We start from the raw sequence: 18,454 nt of genomic DNA, 5'->3' as shown, positions 1-18,454 counted from the left end.
AGGATAGTGAGGTTTAGGTGTTTAGATGGAAAAATTGTATGGCGGACGTACACGCTGCCAGGCACGACGTTGCGATCCTGAACTATTTTGACGACGTGGTTTCCGTTTCCATTACGAGTCTTGATAAACGGCTAGCAGACTTAGAGAAGAGTGAAGATGACTTCGCGCCATTTTGGGTTGAGGATATGCGCGATGTAAGAGATGAAGCTTTGAAGGCATTCGCGCTATCGATCCAATCGATTTGGGAGCGGCAGTTTCGAGCATACGTTGCTAAATTTACTGAAGAGTTAGCTTCATCGGAAATATCCCAAAAGAGCGTCCAAACGGCAAAATGGGAAAAACTCTGCGATCTCTTCAAAGATTATAGGGGTATCAGCATGGAGGAGTTTCCTAGCTACTACGCGTTGGATGACTTGCAGAAACTAGGAAACGTATGTCGGCATGGAAATGGACCAGCGGCAAAAAAACTGTTTCAAAGTAGGCCAGAAATTTGGCTTCCGCCTCCAGAAGATATGCCAGAATTTGGCCTCGTTTATTTGCCAGAAGACTGCCACAACGTCGATCGGATGGATCTAAGCCTTGATTACCTGAAAGGTTTTGTTTGGGCGATTGCGGAGTTTTGGAAAGACATAGGCTATATCTATCGAGAGAGTATTGAACGAAAACACCCAGTAACCGAGAAAGCCCTGGTGATGGAGCGTGAATCTCGAACCTGGATTCCAAAGGGCAATAGTTCACGATAAGGAGCGCTAGAATCTAGCATGGAAGGATTGATCGGACTGATCGTTTTTTTGGCGGCATTGGCGCTTCTCCGGGTGATCTACACAATAGTCTGAGATACGGCCGAATCCCGAGGCTATAGCCCCTGGCCGTGGTGGATAATCTCGCTTTGCTGGTCACCGTTCAGATCGATGATCGTTCTGTGGCTGTTTTTCGATGTAGTGAAGGATGATGCGTAGGGTAGAGGCAAAGAAAGACTGCCCAAGCCCGTTGAGAACGGGCCTCCAGACAGATGGTCGCGCCACCGGCTCCGCTGCAACAAGGGCCACCAAGCCGCCGTTCGCTGTGTTGATAAAAAAAGAACAAACAACGGCAGCTATTCGCAATGCAGTCAACTTGGCTCAGGTTTACGATCTTAGCTATGCCGCTTACAAAACATGGGTAACTAAAAGCTGATATATGAACCACCGTCTAACCACCTCGATCCGAATTGCCAAAGCTGCGAACGGCATCCTTGTCAAATCCCGAAAAATCCCGAATCCTCATGAAACTGAGCATTGGGATAGTGACAGCCTCGATCATATCGGTGTCGAACCCATGCTTTTAGCTTTGGCGATGGAATTAGCTTTAAAGGCGTGGTTCGTCTTCGACCACAACAATCCGAAAGTCCCTCGAGAGCATAACTTGGTCAAACTTTTCAATAAGCTAAAGCCAGAGACGCAACGTAGGCTAAACCAAGAATTCAAACTGTCTGTAGCGCCTTTGTATCCGGACTTTTCTTTCGCGGACTACGATCTTCGTAGCGTCCTAATTCAGCACCAAAACGCTTTCATAGATTGGCGTTACATCTATGAGGTTGAAAAAAGCCTATCATTCAGCAAGGGGACTTTTGATGCGGCGGTTGAAATGGTGCTGACAGAGTTCCGTAAGCTTTACGTTGAAGCACCAGTGCCGGTCCTTGGCAATCGAGGGACTAAGTAGCGCGGCCAAATAGTTTCAGTAGTGAGCCGTTAGGCTGGATAGTCGAGGCGAGTCGAGAGCCCACTTCGGGGTTGCTAGTTGCCAAATTCGCTAACAGCGTCCTAGACGGACCGCAACGGCGGCTAAGAACTCAATGATTTTGCCTGAACCTGCTGTGGAGAATGGCTACTTCAAGCGCAAAGCACCAAGTGCCACGACTACTGCAAATGACAGCGTGCCATCGGTGTAGCTCAATACACGCTTTGAAATATCTTCGACGTATTGACGCTGCCCTTGGTGAGATCTTGCGACCACAATTCGTAGCGAATGCCCTGCTTTGCAAGTTCAAAAAAAACCCGATGGGGGTTGATGCCTGTGGCCTCGCGATCAAAGGTCAGGATCCGGTCGTCGGTCAAATGAAGCTCGAAGCGTTCCCTGATTTCGGTGTACTCGCCGTCACTGTCTTTGCTTGTACGGAGAGTTTCCAACCGTAGTGCTTTTGCAATTTCCCCCAGAGCGACGTCTATCGGTAAACTCTCACAAGGTATGGCAGCATCCCATTTCAGCCTGCCAGCACTTATTGTGGCTTTCCAGCCTCCCGGTGTGTTGAAAATAAGCCACGTTCGTCGACCCTCGCTCAATGCAAGAAAACCACTTGCCAAAGCGCAAAGCGCAAAAAGCACTTTGAAAAACCCCCCGATATGATTGGCTGGGTGAATTGCGAATACATAGAGTACAGGCCAAATCAGCCCGACGCAGACCCACACAATGTGTATGCTGGCGACGCGTAGCTTCGTTGATTGGATGACATTCGGTTCTATCACAATCGTTCGATAGCACGTAACTGTACCAGAAATAAGGCAATACTTGCGTCAAAACATGGAGCGCTCGTTTTTATCCAGATGAATTTCGGTCATCCGCCGTTTTGTCCAAAACGACGGCCTCGTCCGCCAATAAGCCACCAGACGCCGTGCTGTGAATGTCTGGAATGCGACGTTTGCCACCTACTGAAAGTGCAAAAATCCGAACGGCAACCAATGCCGGTATGAGTTCAAAGCGGACATTTCCTGCGTAGCGGAATGAATTGAGGCGGGGCCGCTAGTCCCGCCGCTCCTTTTTCTTGGGCCAGCGGGATTTTGACACACCAAACTCCCCTAGCCGACAGGGGGAGGGCGACCCCATTTGACAAGGCCGTGTCCCAAGCTGTGCTTACGGACAGCACCACCCCTGTCGAATAGCATTGCTGCGCCCGATTCTCCCTTAACTCATACACTGTCGAGCCAGCCGAACCAGAATCGACCTTTCACCAGCCACGCAATGCCGAACCCCGCTAGCGCTCCTGCTTCACCAAGGAAGACTGGGTGTAATGACCAATCTGCGCCCAAGCCAATAATCCCGGCGCCTGCTAGAGCCAGGCTTGCGATCATCAGCACACTGCAAAAATCATAGATGCGATTGCGAGTTTTTTTCTGCCATCGGAGTTTGTCGCCCACAAAGTCCTCCGCTCGTTTTCGACGAAATGCGATTGCAGTGAAGTAAAGAAGAACCAACAACAACAATATAGCCGCGACGACGTGCAATAGAACCGCGCTTGCAAACAGCTTTTGTGGGTCTTCGATGCTCAATCGCTCTGCACCATCGGTAACGGACGCAAATAGCGTCGCATCCATTGCCAGCGCCCTCGGCGTCTCGAGCGCATATGTGATACTGCCGCGCAAGTCGACTTGGTGCCCGCTATCGGTACAGAAAACGTCTAGATCAGTCGGCACAATCGCGACAATGATCGCGAAAGCAGCAGCAGCTGTTGCAAGTATGCCGTCCCATCTATTTTCTCCGCGATAGCGAAACATAAACGCGGAAACAAATGCAAGAATGAATACAAATACGGGGCCAGAGCGTGGTTCGTAAAAATAGGCACTGATACTTTTGCGATAACAACCGGGCGGAAATAGGCTGTCTATCCATAGCACGGCGGGCGCTAGCCCAATAGCCATAATCCCGATCCAAAAGGCAAGCTTACGTTGCCGGGATCGCTGATCCTGATCTGACAGGGCGATGTAAGCGGCGTCAACGGACCTAATACTCGAAAGAAAGCTCAACGTAGCCTCCAAAAAAAGACTGTATGAAATGCCAATAGTTTAACGCTCTTGTTCGCCATCCGACAAGCTTCGCCTGTACAACAGAAACAAACCCCTTGCTAAAAGTAGTTTGTCAAAACGGTCGTTTTTGTCACTCGTCGAGCCGTGACCAAGATCGTTAAAAAATTATGCGCCACGAACCCTTGGCAAAAACGCCGTTGGTTTTGTCACTTTTTGGCCTTCCTTCTGATAGCAGATGCTCGCGCGCACTTTAGTGCCAGTAATTTTGGCACGCTGCCGCCCGCAGAAGGTTAGCAACAAGTAGCGTTAATTGACTTGGAGACATGTCGAAGGCGACTTTTCAAGCCGGTCAGTTCAAACATCTTGGCGAAACCATCGACGGTCTGTCGTTTAAAAAGGTATCCCGGCCTTCAAAATGCCCATAATGATTATTAAAACGGGGTTCCGGCTGATCGGATTTAGCCTGTCTTCGGACCTGTGGTCGACTATTGGGAGCCCTATTTGAAACACGAGCGAGCAACACCTGGTTCTGCCGTCGCAAATGCGCATGCGATGCAAGAAACGGATGCAGAGTATAGCGCTGCCATGTGGGCTGGATGCGCGCTGATGGCCATGTATGTTGACCGGTCTGAAGTGTTTCGTGAGCACGCCGAAAGATGGGCCGAGAAGCTTGGATCATTAAGCCTACAGTAGAAAGCAGACTTGACCGATCATGAGCTCCGTAGGCTCTGCTGGAAGACCAAAGCGATGGGCTGAAGCATGTCCCCCGACGCTGACAACAATTGGCTGAATGGCAATTTACCGTTCGTTAACCAACACTAGAGCATGGTTTCGTCGTAGGCACCTGAAGCGGAACCATTAATGAAAAGCCAAATGCTCGATCATCTCAAACAAGTCATTGCCGGAGATAAGAACAGGTTCGGCAAGCTGGTCAAATACGAAGGACAGGGCGGTTTATCTGAAGATGCGCTGCAAGGCCTTAAGGATCTGGAAGCCCGTACTCCACCGCCTGACGCAGTTTTGGAACCGGCCTACGCACCCGCCTATGTCAACCGTGACCGACTATCGCCAAAAAATGCCGCGGGCGGCGGTTTGGTCAAAGGGGATGACGGGGCCAAACGTCCACACTATTGGGGGCACCGAGAGAGACTGAGAACTCGCTTCCTCAAGGGCGGTCACGAGCCAATGCCTGAGTACGAGCTCCTGGAGCTACTGTTATTCAATGCGATCCAACGGATCGACGTGAAACCACTGGCAAAGCGCCTTCTGGCTGAGTTTGGTGATCTGAACGGTGTGGTTGCTGCGTCCAAGCATCGTATTCTCCAAGTCGAAGGAGCAAACGATTGGGTCTACTACCATCTGCGCGTGGTCGAAGCGTTCGGGCACAGGATGGCCCAGGCGCAGGTCTTGAAGCGGGATGTGATGTCATCATGGGAAGCTCTGGTTACATATTGCCGTACAGCCATGGCTCACCGAGAGGTAGAGCAATTCCGGGTGCTGTATTTGGACCGTAAGAACGTGTTGATTGCTGACGAAGAGCAGGCAAGGGGCACCGTTAACCATGTGCCGGTGTATCCGCGGGAAGTTGTGAAACGTGGCCTTGAACTCAATGCGAGTGCGCTCATCCTAGTACACAACCACCCCTCGGGTGACCCGACCCCCAGCCGGCCAGATATTTTGATGACTGAGCGGATTCAGAACGCGTGCGATACCGTGGGGATCTTGGTCCATGACCATGTCATCATTGGAAAAAAAGAAGAGTACTCATTCAGCTCGAACGGGTTGCTAACGAGACTGTAGCCGAATACGTGATTGGCTGACTTTTGGGGACAAGCCGACCGATGAAACGTTTTTTTTGCCTGATAGCCCTACTAGCAGCCTGCGATTCAGGCGGGATTGTATCTTCGGACATCTATGTTCGCGACGCGGATACGATTGTTATGAACGGGAGGAAGGGGATACCTGTACGCTTTCAGGGCGTTGATGCGCCCGAACTTGAAACGCAGGACGGCCAGGAAGGCAAGCAGTGGATGATAGACCACCTTCAGGGCAAGACCGTCCGTTGTGAATTGACAGGCGAAATGAACGGGGACCGCCACATCGGGACATGCTTCGTAAATGGCGAAAACCTAAGTGCCGCCGTTATCGCTGCAGGGCATGCCTTGGACTGCGAACGATACTCGGGTGGCAAGTATCGACACCTAGAAACCCCAGAAGCTCAATCACGGCTCAAGCGGGCCGGTTATTGCAAGTGAGATCTGGGTCGCTATGCAGCGTGCGGCGGTGAACTAAACTAGATACCACTTCCCCTCGACTTGCCCTGGACTCGGCTGGGGTGTTCTTTTTTGTTTTGTGCGCTGCAAGCGATTGCTAAGACTGTCAAATCAACGGCAATGCATTTCAAGAAACTAAGGATTTTTCGAGGTTGTCTATTCTGGACCACAACGACCACGTGAAGGCTGGTCGAGCTGTCATTATCGTCTCCGTGATGTATATTTTCCTCAACCAATGTGTGGTTGAGTTCTCGCAGATCAGACTTCTCGGTCTGGACGTGCGTATTTCGTCAAGCGAGATGCTGTCGCTAGTTCGGTGGCTGCTGTTTGCGTACACTGCTCTATTTGTCGTGAGGCTGTTTCAATCAGGGGTTTTCTTTCGTTTCGTCGCAATAGACAGCGAAATCCAAGACGGCTTGGACAATCAGCTTTCGCAACTGGAAAGCTATTGGACGTTAAAAAAGAGAACAGTCGAACGAGATTTGCGCAGTTACTTGGACGGTCTGTCAACAACTGACTCAAACGATAGAAAGAAGCTTGCATCTGCAAAGGCAAAATATGACAAAAAGACTGCGCGTCTTTCTCGAACCCATAATAGACAAATCTATCGGTCAAGGATTTATGCAGCAGCAAAAACGTATGTCGATTTTGGGTTCCCGATTTTTGTCGAAGTCATAGTACCTCTTGCCTTCTTGACCGTGGCGTTTTTCGCTCGTGTTGACTGGTTTGTGTGTTCCGCACAGGCCGCGCAAGATGCGACGAGCCTACTGGTTGATTTGCGAGCATGGGTGTGATTTGCGCGCTAGACGCTGGAGGTGAGAGATGAAGTCAGCGATCCGCGAATCCTATCAGCGCTACATGGCCAAGATTGAAGAAGAACTGGCCGGATGCGAGGATGACGAACGCCGAGCGGTCCTAGAACAAAATCTAAAAATCGAGCGGGCGCTTTTGGCAAGACTGGAGCAATAGTGATGAGCGTGGAAGGCGTAGTTGCGCTGCTCGGAATCCTTGCCGCAATAGCGCTCGTGTGGGTAATATTTTCAATAGTTGGAGATATGGCTAGAGACCGTGGCCATAGCCCTTGGCCGTGGTGGATAATCTCGCTTTGCTGGTCACCTTTCGGATCGATGATTGTTCTCTGGCTGTTCTTCGATGTTGTGGATCAAGGCGAAGAGGTTGAGGATCATGGTTAGTAACGGAGATGCACTCATGCGCCTTATGTTGCGTCACCAATGGTTTGGATCGTCAAGCGGGCCAACGCATCTCGAAGGACCTCTAAGCGGGAGGAATGATCCGGATTTCAGGGTCTGGCCCAACCATCCTTCTGGATACTGTAAAGGCAAGGGCGGTTGCGCATCGGCTTCTGTGATGTGAGCGAAGCCCACTTTTGAATAGAAGTTGATGTCACCATAAGTCAGGGCAACATCCACCCCACGATCCTTTAGTGCTTGCAGGGCATGTTTAATCAATCGTTGCCCAAGTCCTTTACCCTGTTGAGCGGTTGCCACCGCCACGGGCGCAAGAATGAACACCGTCCGACTATCATCGGCATAGATCATTCGTGTGAAAATGATACTGGCTAAGACCTCTCCGTTCTCTATTGCCGTGAACACGTGCAGGTCGTCAGATGCAAGCGAAGTCAGCATATCGGCCACTAACGCCTTAATCAGTGTTCCAGCCTCGGGTCCTTCCGATGCGGCAAAGGTTTCGAAAAACATCGCAATGATGGCGTCGGCTTTGTCTACGTAATCAGTCGTAAATTCCATCGTCTATTCCTACTGGGTCCGACTTCTCACCCTCGCCAAACCGAACAATTTGCATGTCGTTCGAATTGTAGGGTTCCAACAGTTCAAATGCATCATCCGCGTTGCCGTCCATCCATTGCCCATAGTCCTCCGGCTTGAGGATGACGGGCATTCTCTGCGGGTGTATGGGCTTTACCAGGTCATTAGCTGTTGTGGTGATGACGGTGTAGGTTTGAACCTCTTCGGGCCCGTCCTTGCCTTGGTATCGCGAGGTTTGCCACATACCAGCAAATGCGAATGGCGGGCGGCCTTCATCACCTGTCAGGGCGAACCAGTAATAAGTGGCCGGGTTTCTTCCTTTGGCCTCACAGAACGAACTCGCCGGAACAAGGCAACGCCTCTCTTCAAAGCTCTGCTTCCACAAACCGTTTGAGCGAACCTTGTCATCGCGCGCGTTATTCCAAGCCCCGGGTTGAATAATTGCACCGGTTTTCTTTGACTTCTTGGTGGTACGGAAGCCCCAACTCAGCGGGACCAGCTCACGCTGATCCTCGTCATCTTTCCTTACTACAGGGGCTAAGTGCTTCGGGTAGATGGCTGGCAATGGTTCTGCATTCCCAAGCCTGTCACGTTCAACGGCCACATCAAACAGTTGGCGCATTGCTGTGGCAGGGATGGTGTTGGAGTAGAGGTTGCACATGGCCCCAAAGGCTACGCACAAGACGAGAGTTGGACAAGTTTGGGCGTTTTGGCGTCTTCGATCGACCCGCAAGTGGATCGCAGCAAGATACGAATTTCCGCTAAAGCTGTCTTTTTTTGAAATCTTAAGGGTTTTGGTGATGTGAGGGGCTGGTCGAGGGGGTAAGGACCAGCCCCTTTTTCTCACCCGTGAGTGAGTGGAGGTGCGTGTAGTCTGATCTACTGTGACACCAAAGCTCTTTGGTTAAAATTGGGGAAACCCCGTAATGCCCAGTTTTGCGGCGAAACGATTTGTTTCCATGGCTGAAACGAAAGGTTTCGCAATGAATCGTGGACACAATTTCGCCGCAATGAGATCCTCAGACCCTGGGTGACACGCTTGTATTTTAGAACGTTCTGGTTTTTCCGACTGGATTTGAGGGGGTTAATTGGTTCGGTGTGTCACCCAACGAAACCCTCAAGGAACCAACGATAGCGATGAAGTGCTTTCCGTAACGTCAGCAAGCTTCCCACGTCTCTTTCATCAATCTGTCACAATTCAAACATTCAAATTCGATAGCGGGTAAGTGCGGCGCGTCTTGAATGGGGTTTGCGATTGTAAATGAGGGGGTACGAGTTCGGCGCGTCGCATCCTTCGAACATGACGTCGAACAGCCGGACTGCGGCTTTAGTGCCGTTAGGAGGAACCCCGACAGGTTTGAATGAAATTTGGCTTGGCGGCGTTTAGAATGTTCTCTAAATGTTCCTTATGGCGTGGCCCAACAGAATCCCCTTCGACCTCCATAAGGAACTCGAATCCCGACGCATAGACGAGTGGGATGCTGCCCTGAGGGCATGGGCCAAGACTCACGGCCTGAAGCTCAAGATCGTGTGGTGGCGCCAATTGGAGATATCGATGGCGGATCTGCACTCGCGCCGGTACACGTCAAAGCCCCAAGACCATTGGATGGCGATCAAAGAGTGGCTGGAACGGCACGACGTACCGGCGCCGAATAGACTACCGGAATGGCCAGAGGTGGCTTCAGCCCAGTACAAAACATCCAGTAGATTGGGCGCGGAATCGTAGGGTTTTCGTTACGTGTAACAAAAACTCGGGAAATCGGGGTCTCGAAAAATCAACGTAAGGTATTGATTTAATTGGTCGGAGTGAGAGGATTCGAACCTCCGACCCCTGCCTCCCGAAGACAGTGCTCTACCAGGCTGAGCTACACTCCGACCGTGGCGGCGGGTCTATACGCGTGGGTTTGGATGCGCAAGAGGGATTCTTGCGCGCGAAATTGGAAAAGTCTTAGCGCGCTCAGCGGGCTTGCGCTGAATGCACTATTGTAGAATCTCGGTTCTATACAGGCGAATTTTCGTGCCTCCGTGATCGACGAACGGACCAGTGGGCAGAAAAGGCAGGCGTGTCGCGCGGGCGAGGGCAGGGGCGCTGGTGATGACGCCAACGCGCCAACCCTGAAAGCGGTTCATCAGCGTTTTGCCAAGGCTGCCATAGAGCGAACGTAGTCGTTTTTCATCGCCAATCCGTGCGCCGTATGGGGGGTTCACGATGATCAGACCAGCGGGTCCGAGGGGTGGTTTGATATCGCTGACCGCACGATGCTGAAAACGGGTATGCTCCGCCACACCAGCCTGTTCGGCGTTGGCAGAGCCGGCCTCGACAGCGCCTGTATTTCGGTCGGAGCCGTAGAACTGAAGGGGGCTTTCGGATGGGCGGCACGCGCTCCGCATTGCTTGCCATGCCGCCTTGTCGAACCCGGACAGCTGCTCGAAAGCGAAAGATCGTGAACGTCCCGGCGCCAGCCCAAGGGCGATCTCGGCGGCTTCAATCACAAAGGTGCCCGAGCCGCACATAGGGTCAAGAACCGGCTCCGTTCCCTCGAACCCGCATTCGCGCAGGAACATAGCGGCCATGGACTCGCGCATGGGGGCTTTGGCGACAACGGTTTTGTGACCGCGCTTGTGCAGCGGCTCGCCTGAACTGTCGATCGAAAGCGTGCAGAGATCCTTTTCGATGCGCAGTAGAACACGCAGATCGGCCTCGGGAGAAATCGCTGCGCCCAGGGTGTCAGAGATTGCGCCCTCAATACGCTGGCGCGCCGCCCCGGCATGGTAAATGCGAGACTTGCGGCTTGTAGCTTCGACCTTGACGGGCACGTCGGGGCGAAGAAAGTTCGACCAGGGAAACTTACGCGCGCGTTTATCCAGCTGGGCCAGATGGACGGCAGGAAAGCTGCCGATGCGCACCAGAACCTTGTTGGCACCGCGCAGGACAAGATTGGCCCGCCAGACCTCAGACCAGTTGCCAGTACAGCTGACGCCGCCGGGCACGACGCGTGCGCCTGCGAATCCGTGCTGCGTGGCCTCGGCGCAGAGCGGGGTTTCGAGGCCCGGTGTTGCCACCAGGAAGATATCAAGGTCGTGGGTCATGCTCATTTTTGTTGCTTACACCGGATGCGGCAGAGGTGCGACCGGCAAAATATCGGTGTGTTAGCGCCAATATGAACATTCGATTAAGACAAAGTGACAAACAATAGATAATTTCGAGCCTAACGGGTTTGCGTTTCTGGTCGTCGGCGCGTAAAGGACCGACATCAGACACACGCCTGCGGATTCCGACCAGCAAATAGCTCTTTGCGACTCGGTCGGTTCATCATCCGCGCTATCAGATGCCTCTTCCAATTGGGCTATGATAGCTGGCGCAGGAGAGAGGCTTGGAAGACAGTAGCGAGATGCAAACTTTCAAACTGAAAAAAGGGCTGGAATTGCCGATTGAGGGTGCCCCGGATCAAACGATCCAGCCAGGGCCGGAATTCAGCCAGGTTGCCGCATTGGGCGGCGACTATTTGGGGTTGAAACCCCGTATGCTGGTTCAGGAAGGCGATGAGGTGCAGCGTGGCACTCCGCTGTTCTGCCACAAAGACGTCCCCGAGGCGATGATGGTTGCCCCGATGACCGGCAAGGTCATTCAGATCAACCGGGGTGCGCGCCGCGTTTTGCAAAGCGTTGTGATCGAAATCTCCGACCCGAATGACGCGGGCGTCGATTTCTCGGGCGTGGGCAATGGCGATACGGCCGAGGGCGTGGCAGAAAAACTCTGCGCGGCGGGTCTTTGGACGGCGTTCCGCACAAGGCCCTATTCGAAGATGCCGGCCCCTGGCACCAAACCGGCGGCGATCTTTGTAACAGCGATGGACAGCGAGCCGCTGGCCGCTGATGCCGCGGTGATCATCGGTGATGCGGGGGAAGCCTTTGCCGCCGGTCTGGCGGCGGTTGCCAAGCTGTCGGATGGTAAGACCTACCTGTGCCACAAGGATGGCGACGCAATTCCCGGTGCAGACGTTGCCGGAGTGGAAGCGGCGGCCTTTGCAGGACCGCACCCCGCCGGTCTGGCAGGTACTCACATCCACTTCCTGGAGCCGCTTGCAGGCGACAAGCAGGTTTGGACCATCGGATATCAGGACATCATCGCGATTGGTCGCCTGATGCAGTCCGGCCATCTGGATCCGAATATCGTGATCGCTCTGTCCGGACCGGGCGCACGTCAGCCGCGTTTGATCCGCACCGCAATGGGTGCATCGACAGATGAGTTGACGAAGGATGAGATCAACTTGGACGGAACACCCCGGATTATTTCGGGCTCGGTTCTGTCGGGTACTCAGGCCGAGGGACCGACGGCCTATCTGGGCCGCTTCGCGCGTCAGATCACCATCATCCGGGAAGACCACGATCAGATTCCGATGGGCTGGATTCGTCCAATGCCGTCGAAATACTCGGTCCAACCGGTTCTGGGTTCGGCATTGTCCAACAAACTGTATAATCTGACCAGCAACCTGAATGGTGGCCGCCGCGCGATGGTGCCAACAGGTGTGTTCGAACGGCTGATGCCGCAGGACTACCTGCCCACGCAGTTGCTGCGGGCCTTGCTGGTGATGGACACCGATACCGCTCAGGCACTGGGTGCACTGGAGCTGGACGAAGAGGATCTGGGCCTTGTCGGCTTTGCCTGTCCGGCGAAATATGAATATGGGCTGGCGCTTCGCGACTGCCTTGCCAAGATTGAAAAGGAGGGCTGATCCAAATGGGTTTGCGCAGCTTCTTTGATCGGATCGAGCCAAACTTTACCAAGGGCGGCAAGTACGAGAAGTACTTCCCCATCTACGAGATGGTGGAAAGCTTCATCTACACTCCGAAAACTGTAACCACCGCCGCGCCGCATGCTCGGTCGTATATCGACATGAAGCGGATCATGACCTACGTCGTGATCGCGACGATCCCCTGTATCCTGTGGGGGATGTACAATACCGGCTATCAGGCGAACTCGGCCATCGCGCTGCTGGGGCCTGAATCGGCCACCGGATGGCGGATTGCTCTGCTGCAGATGTTTGGTATCTCGCTGGATCCATCCAGCGTCTTTGCCAATGTGATGCACGGGCTCACTTATTTCCTGCCGATCTACATCGTGACGCTCGTAGCGGGTGGTATCTTTGAGGTCATCTTTGCCACCGTGCGGGGCCATGAGGTGAACGAGGGTTTCCTTGTTACCTCAATGCTTTATACGCTGATCATGCCCGCAACCGCGCCTCTTTGGCAGGTGGCCTTGGGCATCATCTTCGGCGTCGTGATCGGGAAAGAAGTCTTTGGCGGCACCGGCAAGAACTTCCTGAACCCGGCTCTGGTCGGTCGTGCGTTCCTGTACTTTGCATACCCGGCGAGCATGTCCGGTGACACAGTCTGGACGCCGGTTGACGGCTTCTCGGGCGCAACCGCGCTGTCCGTCTCCGCGTCGCAGGGCTTTCAGGCTCTGGCCGCTGATGGCATCACCTGGTGGAACGCGTTCTTCGGCTCGATCCAAGGCAGTTTCGGTGAGACTTCGACCCTTGCTTGTATGATCGGTCTGGCCTTTCTGCTGGCCACTCGGATCGCCAACTACCGCCTGATTGTAGGCTGTCTAGCAGGCACGATCGGCTTTACCCTGCTGCTGAACCTAATTGGTTCGGACACGAACCCGATGTTCGCGATGCCTTGGTACTGGCATGTGGTCATTGGTGGGTATGCCTTCGGTCTGGCCTTCATGGTGACCGAGCCTGTTTCGGCCAGCCACACCAACATGGGTCGCTACATCTATGGCGCGCTGATCGGTATCATGGTTGTGATGATCCGTGTGATCAACCCGGCTTTCCCCGAAGGCATGATGCTGGCCATTCTGTTCGGCAACGTCTTTGCTCCGCTGATCGACTACTTCGTCGTCCAAGCCAACATCAAACGGAGGGCGCGTCGCCATGTCTGATACGCAATCCCCAGATCAAAACGAGGCACCTAAAGGCGCAATTGCCAAGTTTCTGGCAGCCTCGCCGGACTCTGTCGGCAAGACGATCATCATCGCGGTTGCTGTCTGTCTGGTCGCCTCGATGGTCGTGTCCGCGGCCGCTGTTAGCTTGCGCCCGGTGCAGGAGACCAACCGCCTGAAGGACAAACAGGTCAACGTTTTGCAGGTTGCGGGCGTCTATGAGCCTGGCATCGACGTGACCGAAGCCTTCGCCGCGTTTGAGCCTCATGTGCTGGAACTGGCGACTGGTGAGTTTGTCGACGATCAGTTTGATCCGGCCACATTCGACGATATCGCAGCCGCTAGCGACCCTGAGCTGAGCGTCGCGCTGGATGATGACCCGGCGGGCATTGGCCGCAAGTCGAACTATCGCGTGATCTACCTGCTGCGCGATGATGCAGGGGCCTTGGATAAGGTTATCCTACCGCTGCATGGCTACGGTCTTTGGTCCACACTCTATGGCTTTATCGCTTTGGAGAACAACGGCAACGACATTTATGGCCTGCAGTTCTATCAGCACGGTGAAACCCCCGGCCTTGGAGCCGAGGTGGACAACCCACGCTGGAAGGCGCTGTGGAATGGCAAGAAGCTGCGTGACGATAATGGTGATCTGCAAATCACCGTGTCGAAATCCCAGCCCGCCGCCGGACCCGACTTCTATATCGACGCGCTGGCTGGGGCGACCCTGACCTCGGTAGGTGTCGATAACCTGGTGAAATTCTGGATGGGCGATGCGGGTTACGCACCGTTTCTGGCCAAACTGCAAGCAGGAGAGCTCTGATGTCCCAGACCAAGAAAGAGATGCTGGTCGACCCGCTTGTCGACAACAATCCAATCACGCTTCAGGTGTTGGGCATTTGTTCGGCACTAGCGGTGACATCATCGCTGCAGGTGTCGATGGTGATGGCGTTGGCGGTGATCTTCGTAACCTCGTTCTCGTCCTTCTTCATCTCATGCCTGCGCAACCAAATTCCCGGCTCGATCCGGATCATCGTGCAGATGGTGATCATCGCCTCGCTAGTGATCCTGGTGGACCAGATCCTAAAGGCCTTTGCGTTTGAAATTTCCAAAACGCTGTCCGTCTTCGTTGGCCTGATCATCACCAACTGTATCGTGATGGGCCGCGCCGAGGCGTTTGCGATGAAGAACCCTCCGGTTGCGTCCTTTATCGACGGCATGGGCAACGGCATGGGCTACGGCCTGATCCTGCTGCTGGTTGGCTTCATTCGTGAGCTGTTCGGTGCCGGGTCGCTGTTCGGTGTCACCATTCTGGAGACCGTCAACAACGGCGGCTGGTACGTGCCCAACGGCATGCTGCTTCTGCCCCCGTCGGCGTTCTTCATCATCGGTCTGATCATCTGGGCCTTCCGCACATGGAAGCCGAACCAGGTGGAAGAGCGTGAATACAAAATTCAGCAGGTAGAGGCCCACTGATGGAAGGTCTGATCTCACTGGCCGTAAAGGCCATCTTTGTCGAAAACCTTGCGCTCAGCTTCTTCCTGGGGATGTGCACCTTCATCGCCGTGTCGAAGAAGATCTCGACCGCGTTGGGTCTGGGTATTTCGGTCATGGTCGTGCAGGCCATTACCGTTCCTGCCAACAACCTGCTGCTGAACTACTTGCTCAAGCCGGGTGCGCTGTCCTGGGCCGGGTTCCCGAATGTGGACCTGACCTTCCTTGGCCTAATCTCGTATATCGGCGTGATTGCGGCGATGGTTCAGATCCTCGAGATGGTTTTGGATAAGTATTTCCCGCCGCTCTACAACGCGCTGGGGATCTTCCTGCCGCTGATCACGGTGAACTGCGCCATCCTGGGTGGTTCGCTGTTCATGGTGGAGCGGGATTACAACTTTGCAGAGGCGACCACTTATGGCCTGTCTTCGGGCTTTGGTTGGGCACTGGCAATCACCGCAATGGCGGGCGTTCGTGAAAAGCTGAAATACTCAGACATTCCCGACGGCCTGCAAGGTCTGGGGATCACCTTCATCACCGCGGGTCTGATGGCAATGGCCTTCATGTCCTTCTCGGGCGTGAAACTGTAAGGAGGGCAGAATGGAAACTTTTGGTTTAGGCGTTGCCCTTTTCACAGTGATCGTCATCGCGCTGGTGACGATCATTCTGGCGGCCCGTTCGAAACTGGTCTCGACCGGTGACGTGAACATCACCATCAACGGCGAAAAGACCATCTCGGTCCCTGCCGGTGGCAAGCTGCTGCAGACCTTGGCGGCTGAAAAGCTGTTCGTTCCGTCTGCCTGTGGTGGCGGTGGTACCTGCGCGCAGTGCCGGGTGAAGGTTCATTCCGGTGGCGGGTCAATCCTGCCGACCGAGGAAAGCCACATCACCAAGCGTGAAGCGGCCTGTGGTGACCGTCTGTCCTGTCAGGTTGCGGTCAAGCAGGACATGGACATCGAAGTCCCCGAGGAAGTCTTTGGCGTTAAGAAATGGGAATGCACCGTTCGCTCGAACGAGAACGTGGCGACCTTCATCAAGGCACTGACCCTGGACCTGCCCGAAGGCGAGGACGTGAACTTCCGCGCTGGTGGCTACATCCAGATCGAGGCCCCTGCGCACCAGTTGAAATACACCGATTTCGACGTGGAAGAGGAATATCGCGAAGACTGGGATCGCTTCAATCTGTGGCAGTACGAATCTGTCGTCGCAGAACCGATTGAGCGTGCGTATTCCATGGCGAACTATCCGGACGAAAAGGGCATGATCATGCTGAACGTCCGCGTGGCCTCGCCCCCTCCGGGTTCCGATGGCATCCCTCCGGGTCAGATGTCGTCTTATATCTTCAACCTCAAGCCGGGTGACAAAGTCACCATCTCGGGTCCGTTCGGTGAGTTTTTCGCCCGCGAAACCCAAAAAGAGATGGTTTTCATCGGCGGTGGTGCGGGCATGGCGCCGATGCGCAGCCACATCTTCGACCAGCTAAAGCGTCTTGAGAACCGCGATCGCAAGATCAGCTTCTGGTACGGTGCGCGGTCGAAGAAAGAGATGTTCTTTGTCGAGGATTTCGACCAACTGGCCGAAGAGTTCGACAATTTCGATTGGCACGTCGCCTTGTCGGACGCACAGCCCGAGGACGATTGGAAAGGCTATACCGGCTTCATCCACAACGTTCTGTTCGAAGAATACCTCAAGAACCACCCCGCGCCTGAAGACTGCGAGTTCTACATGTGTGGTCCTCCAATCATGAACCAGTCGGTCATCAACATGCTGCTGGATTTGGGTGTGGACCGCGAAGACATCATGCTCGACGATTTCGGCGGGTAAGAGACAAAAAAGCCGGTGCATGGTGCGCCGGCTTTTTTTGTTGGACTCCAGACCGCATCAGAGCCTCAAGTCACTCGCGTCCCTTGGCAGGCATGATTTGATGTCGAACACCACGCTGTTGGGTTTGCCGTAAGCTCGGAACGTTGACGGATCAGCGTCTTTGTATTCCTGATGCGCGACGGCCAGAACGACTGCATCATAAGTTCCGTCCTGAGGGGAACTTGAAAGCGAGAGGCCGTATTCAGCCTCGGCTGCGGCGGGGTCAGCATGGGGATCGTGGACATCAATGCTGATGCCATAGCTCTGCAATTCTTCAATGATATCAACGACGCGTGTGTTCCGTAGGTCAGGACAGTTTTCCTTGAAGGTCAGGCCGAGAACCAGAACGCGTGCCGCACCGACATTGATGCCGTCGCGGGTCATGCGTTTAACCAGTTGAGACACAACATAACTGCCCATCTGATCGTTCAGCCGCCGCCCGGCCAGAATGATCTGGGGATGATGCCCCACAGCCTCGGCCTTGTGGGTCAGGTAGTAGGGGTCAACGCCGATGCAATGCCCGCCGACCAGACCGGGACGGAAAGGCAGGAAGTTCCATTTGGTCCCTGCCGCGCGCAAAACGGCCTCGGTGTCGATCTCCATCCGCCCGCAGATCATCGCCAATTCGTTCACCAGCGCGATATTCAGGTCGCGCTGGGTGTTTTCAATCACCTTGGCGGCCTCGGCCACGCGGATGCTTTCGGCCTTGTGGGTGCCTGCGGTGATGATCCGGGCATAGAGCGTGTCGACCAGATCGGCCACTGCGGGGGTCGAGCCCGAGGTCACCTTACAGATATCCGCGATCCGATGGGTCTTGTCGCCGGGATTGATCCGTTCGGGGCTGTAGCCTGCAAAGAAATCAGTGTTGAAACTCAGGCCCGAGGTGCGCTCCAGCACTGGTACGCAGTCTTCCTCGGTCGCGCCGGGATAGACGGTGGATTCGTAGATCACCAGGTCGCCGGGTTTCAGGACCATTCCCACGGTTTCCGAGGCCGCGAGTAAAGGCGACAAATCAGGTTGTTTGCCTGCGGTGATTGGGGTGGGCACCGTGATAATGAAGGTGTCGCACGCCGCAAGGTCGGAGGCTTGCGTCGTGAAACTCAGGCCTGATGCGGCGGCAAGGTCTTCGGGCTCGACCTCTTGCGTTGCGTCCTTGCCATTGCGCAAGGCGTCGATACGTTCGGCGTTGATATCAAACCCGACCACGGGGCCGATTTTTCCAAAAGCGACTGCCAGCGGCAGGCCGACATAGCCCAACCCAATCACGGCGATTTTGCGGGCGTCAGGATTGGTTTCCAGCATTCCGGTCTTGGC

18 protein-coding genes and 1 tRNA gene are annotated in these 18,454 nt (G+C 54.4%); 12 read left to right on the top strand and 7 right to left on the bottom strand.

Annotated elements, in window-relative coordinates; translation table 11 throughout:
• Positions 1-38 precede the first annotated feature (38 nt).
• Together ACR0KL_RS05915 and ACR0KL_RS05910 are read left to right on the top strand one after the other, a co-directional pair.
• The gene (locus ACR0KL_RS05915) at positions 39-743 is read left to right on the top strand and encodes a hypothetical protein (RefSeq protein WP_480776745.1); all 705 of its coding nucleotides are present in this window, start codon (positions 39-41) and stop codon (positions 741-743) included.
• Positions 744-1,179: 436 nt separating this feature from the next.
• Positions 1,180-1,701, top strand: a complete 522-nt coding sequence (locus tag ACR0KL_RS05910) for a hypothetical protein (protein ID WP_480776744.1) — start codon at positions 1,180-1,182, stop codon at positions 1,699-1,701.
• A gap of 230 nt (positions 1,702-1,931) precedes the next feature.
• Here ACR0KL_RS05910 and ACR0KL_RS05905 read toward each other — a convergent pair whose 3' ends face one another.
• Both ACR0KL_RS05905 and ACR0KL_RS05900 read right to left on the bottom strand, forming a co-directional pair.
• The gene (locus ACR0KL_RS05905; protein ID WP_480776743.1) at positions 1,932-2,363 is read right to left on the bottom strand and encodes a hypothetical protein; all 432 of its coding nucleotides are present in this window, start codon (positions 2,361-2,363) and stop codon (positions 1,932-1,934) included.
• A gap of 582 nt (positions 2,364-2,945) precedes the next feature.
• Positions 2,946-3,779, bottom strand: a complete 834-nt coding sequence (locus tag ACR0KL_RS05900; RefSeq protein WP_480776742.1) for a hypothetical protein — start codon at positions 3,777-3,779, stop codon at positions 2,946-2,948.
• Positions 3,780-4,652: 873 nt separating this feature from the next.
• Here ACR0KL_RS05900 and radC point away from each other — a divergent pair.
• The 4 genes from radC (at position 4,653) to ACR0KL_RS05880 (ending at position 7,021) form a co-directional block, all read left to right on the top strand.
• Positions 4,653-5,579, top strand: coding sequence for a RadC family protein (radC, locus tag ACR0KL_RS05895; RefSeq protein WP_480776741.1), 927 nt, complete (start codon positions 4,653-4,655; stop codon positions 5,577-5,579).
• A 41-nt stretch (positions 5,580-5,620) separates the two neighbouring features.
• Positions 5,621-6,034 carry a thermonuclease family protein gene (locus tag ACR0KL_RS05890; RefSeq protein WP_480776740.1) on the top strand — a complete coding sequence of 138 codons (414 nt, stop codon included), beginning with the start codon at positions 5,621-5,623 and terminating at the stop codon, positions 6,032-6,034.
• A gap of 170 nt (positions 6,035-6,204) precedes the next feature.
• Positions 6,205-6,846, top strand: coding sequence for a hypothetical protein (locus ACR0KL_RS05885; RefSeq protein ID WP_480776739.1), 642 nt, complete (start codon positions 6,205-6,207; stop codon positions 6,844-6,846).
• Positions 6,847-6,874: 28 nt separating this feature from the next.
• The gene (locus tag ACR0KL_RS05880; RefSeq protein ID WP_480776738.1) at positions 6,875-7,021 is read left to right on the top strand and encodes a hypothetical protein; all 147 of its coding nucleotides are present in this window, start codon (positions 6,875-6,877) and stop codon (positions 7,019-7,021) included.
• Between the two features lie 257 nt (positions 7,022-7,278).
• On the opposite strand, the gene ACR0KL_RS05875 is transcribed toward ACR0KL_RS05880, so the two are convergent.
• The 4 genes from ACR0KL_RS05875 to ACR0KL_RS05860 all read right to left on the bottom strand — a co-directional run bounded on the left by ACR0KL_RS05875 (position 7,279) and on the right by ACR0KL_RS05860 (position 10,932).
• Positions 7,279-7,818 carry a GNAT family N-acetyltransferase gene (locus ACR0KL_RS05875; protein ID WP_480776737.1) on the bottom strand — a complete coding sequence of 180 codons (540 nt, stop codon included), beginning with the start codon at positions 7,816-7,818 and terminating at the stop codon, positions 7,279-7,281.
• Positions 7,802-8,497, bottom strand: coding sequence for an SOS response-associated peptidase (locus ACR0KL_RS05870; protein ID WP_480776736.1), 696 nt, complete (start codon positions 8,495-8,497; stop codon positions 7,802-7,804). The genes ACR0KL_RS05875 and ACR0KL_RS05870 overlap by 17 nt, the downstream gene beginning before the upstream one ends.
• A 1,137-nt stretch (positions 8,498-9,634) precedes the next feature.
• Positions 9,635-9,711: transfer RNA gene (locus tag ACR0KL_RS05865), tRNA-Pro, on the bottom strand.
• Between the two features lie 105 nt (positions 9,712-9,816).
• Entirely contained in the window at positions 9,817-10,932 is a 1,116-nt protein-coding gene (locus ACR0KL_RS05860; protein WP_170679830.1) for a THUMP domain-containing protein, read from the bottom strand.
• Between the two features lie 296 nt (positions 10,933-11,228).
• Between ACR0KL_RS05860 and ACR0KL_RS05855 the strand changes: the two genes are divergently transcribed.
• The 6 genes from ACR0KL_RS05855 to nqrF are packed head-to-tail and all read left to right on the top strand — an operon-like array spanning position 11,229 to position 17,101.
• Entirely contained in the window at positions 11,229-12,572 is a 1,344-nt protein-coding gene (locus tag ACR0KL_RS05855) for a Na(+)-translocating NADH-quinone reductase subunit A (RefSeq protein ID WP_170679997.1), read from the top strand.
• Between the two features lie 5 nt (positions 12,573-12,577).
• Positions 12,578-13,786, top strand: coding sequence for an NADH:ubiquinone reductase (Na(+)-transporting) subunit B (locus ACR0KL_RS05850; protein ID WP_170472437.1), 1,209 nt, complete (start codon positions 12,578-12,580; stop codon positions 13,784-13,786).
• The gene (locus ACR0KL_RS05845; RefSeq protein ID WP_170554954.1) at positions 13,779-14,606 is read left to right on the top strand and encodes a Na(+)-translocating NADH-quinone reductase subunit C; all 828 of its coding nucleotides are present in this window, start codon (positions 13,779-13,781) and stop codon (positions 14,604-14,606) included. The genes ACR0KL_RS05850 and ACR0KL_RS05845 overlap by 8 nt, the downstream gene beginning before the upstream one ends.
• The gene (locus ACR0KL_RS05840) at positions 14,606-15,259 is read left to right on the top strand and encodes an NADH:ubiquinone reductase (Na(+)-transporting) subunit D (protein WP_170679833.1); all 654 of its coding nucleotides are present in this window, start codon (positions 14,606-14,608) and stop codon (positions 15,257-15,259) included. Before ACR0KL_RS05845 ends, ACR0KL_RS05840 begins: the two co-directional genes overlap by 1 nt.
• A complete protein-coding gene (nqrE, locus tag ACR0KL_RS05835; protein WP_170377273.1) occupies positions 15,259-15,867 on the top strand; it encodes an NADH:ubiquinone reductase (Na(+)-transporting) subunit E in 609 nt (202 codons plus the stop codon). The genes ACR0KL_RS05840 and nqrE overlap by 1 nt, the downstream gene beginning before the upstream one ends.
• Before the next feature lie 10 nt (positions 15,868-15,877).
• Positions 15,878-17,101: an NADH:ubiquinone reductase (Na(+)-transporting) subunit F gene (gene nqrF / locus ACR0KL_RS05830; RefSeq protein ID WP_170659344.1), complete on the top strand. Its 1,224-nt coding sequence runs from the start codon at positions 15,878-15,880 to the stop codon at positions 17,099-17,101.
• Between the two features lie 57 nt (positions 17,102-17,158).
• Here the strand turns inward: nqrF and tviB are convergent, their stop codons facing one another.
• On the bottom strand, positions 17,159-18,442 hold the full coding sequence (gene tviB, locus ACR0KL_RS05825) for a Vi polysaccharide biosynthesis UDP-N-acetylglucosamine C-6 dehydrogenase TviB (RefSeq protein WP_480776735.1): 1,284 nt from the start codon (positions 18,440-18,442) through the stop codon (positions 17,159-17,161).
• Positions 18,443-18,454 lie beyond the last annotated feature (12 nt).

It is taken from the genome of Ruegeria sp. C8 (assembly GCF_056537565.1).
Note: the sequence above shows the minus strand (reverse complement) of the source record. Positions and strands in the feature narration are given on the sequence as shown.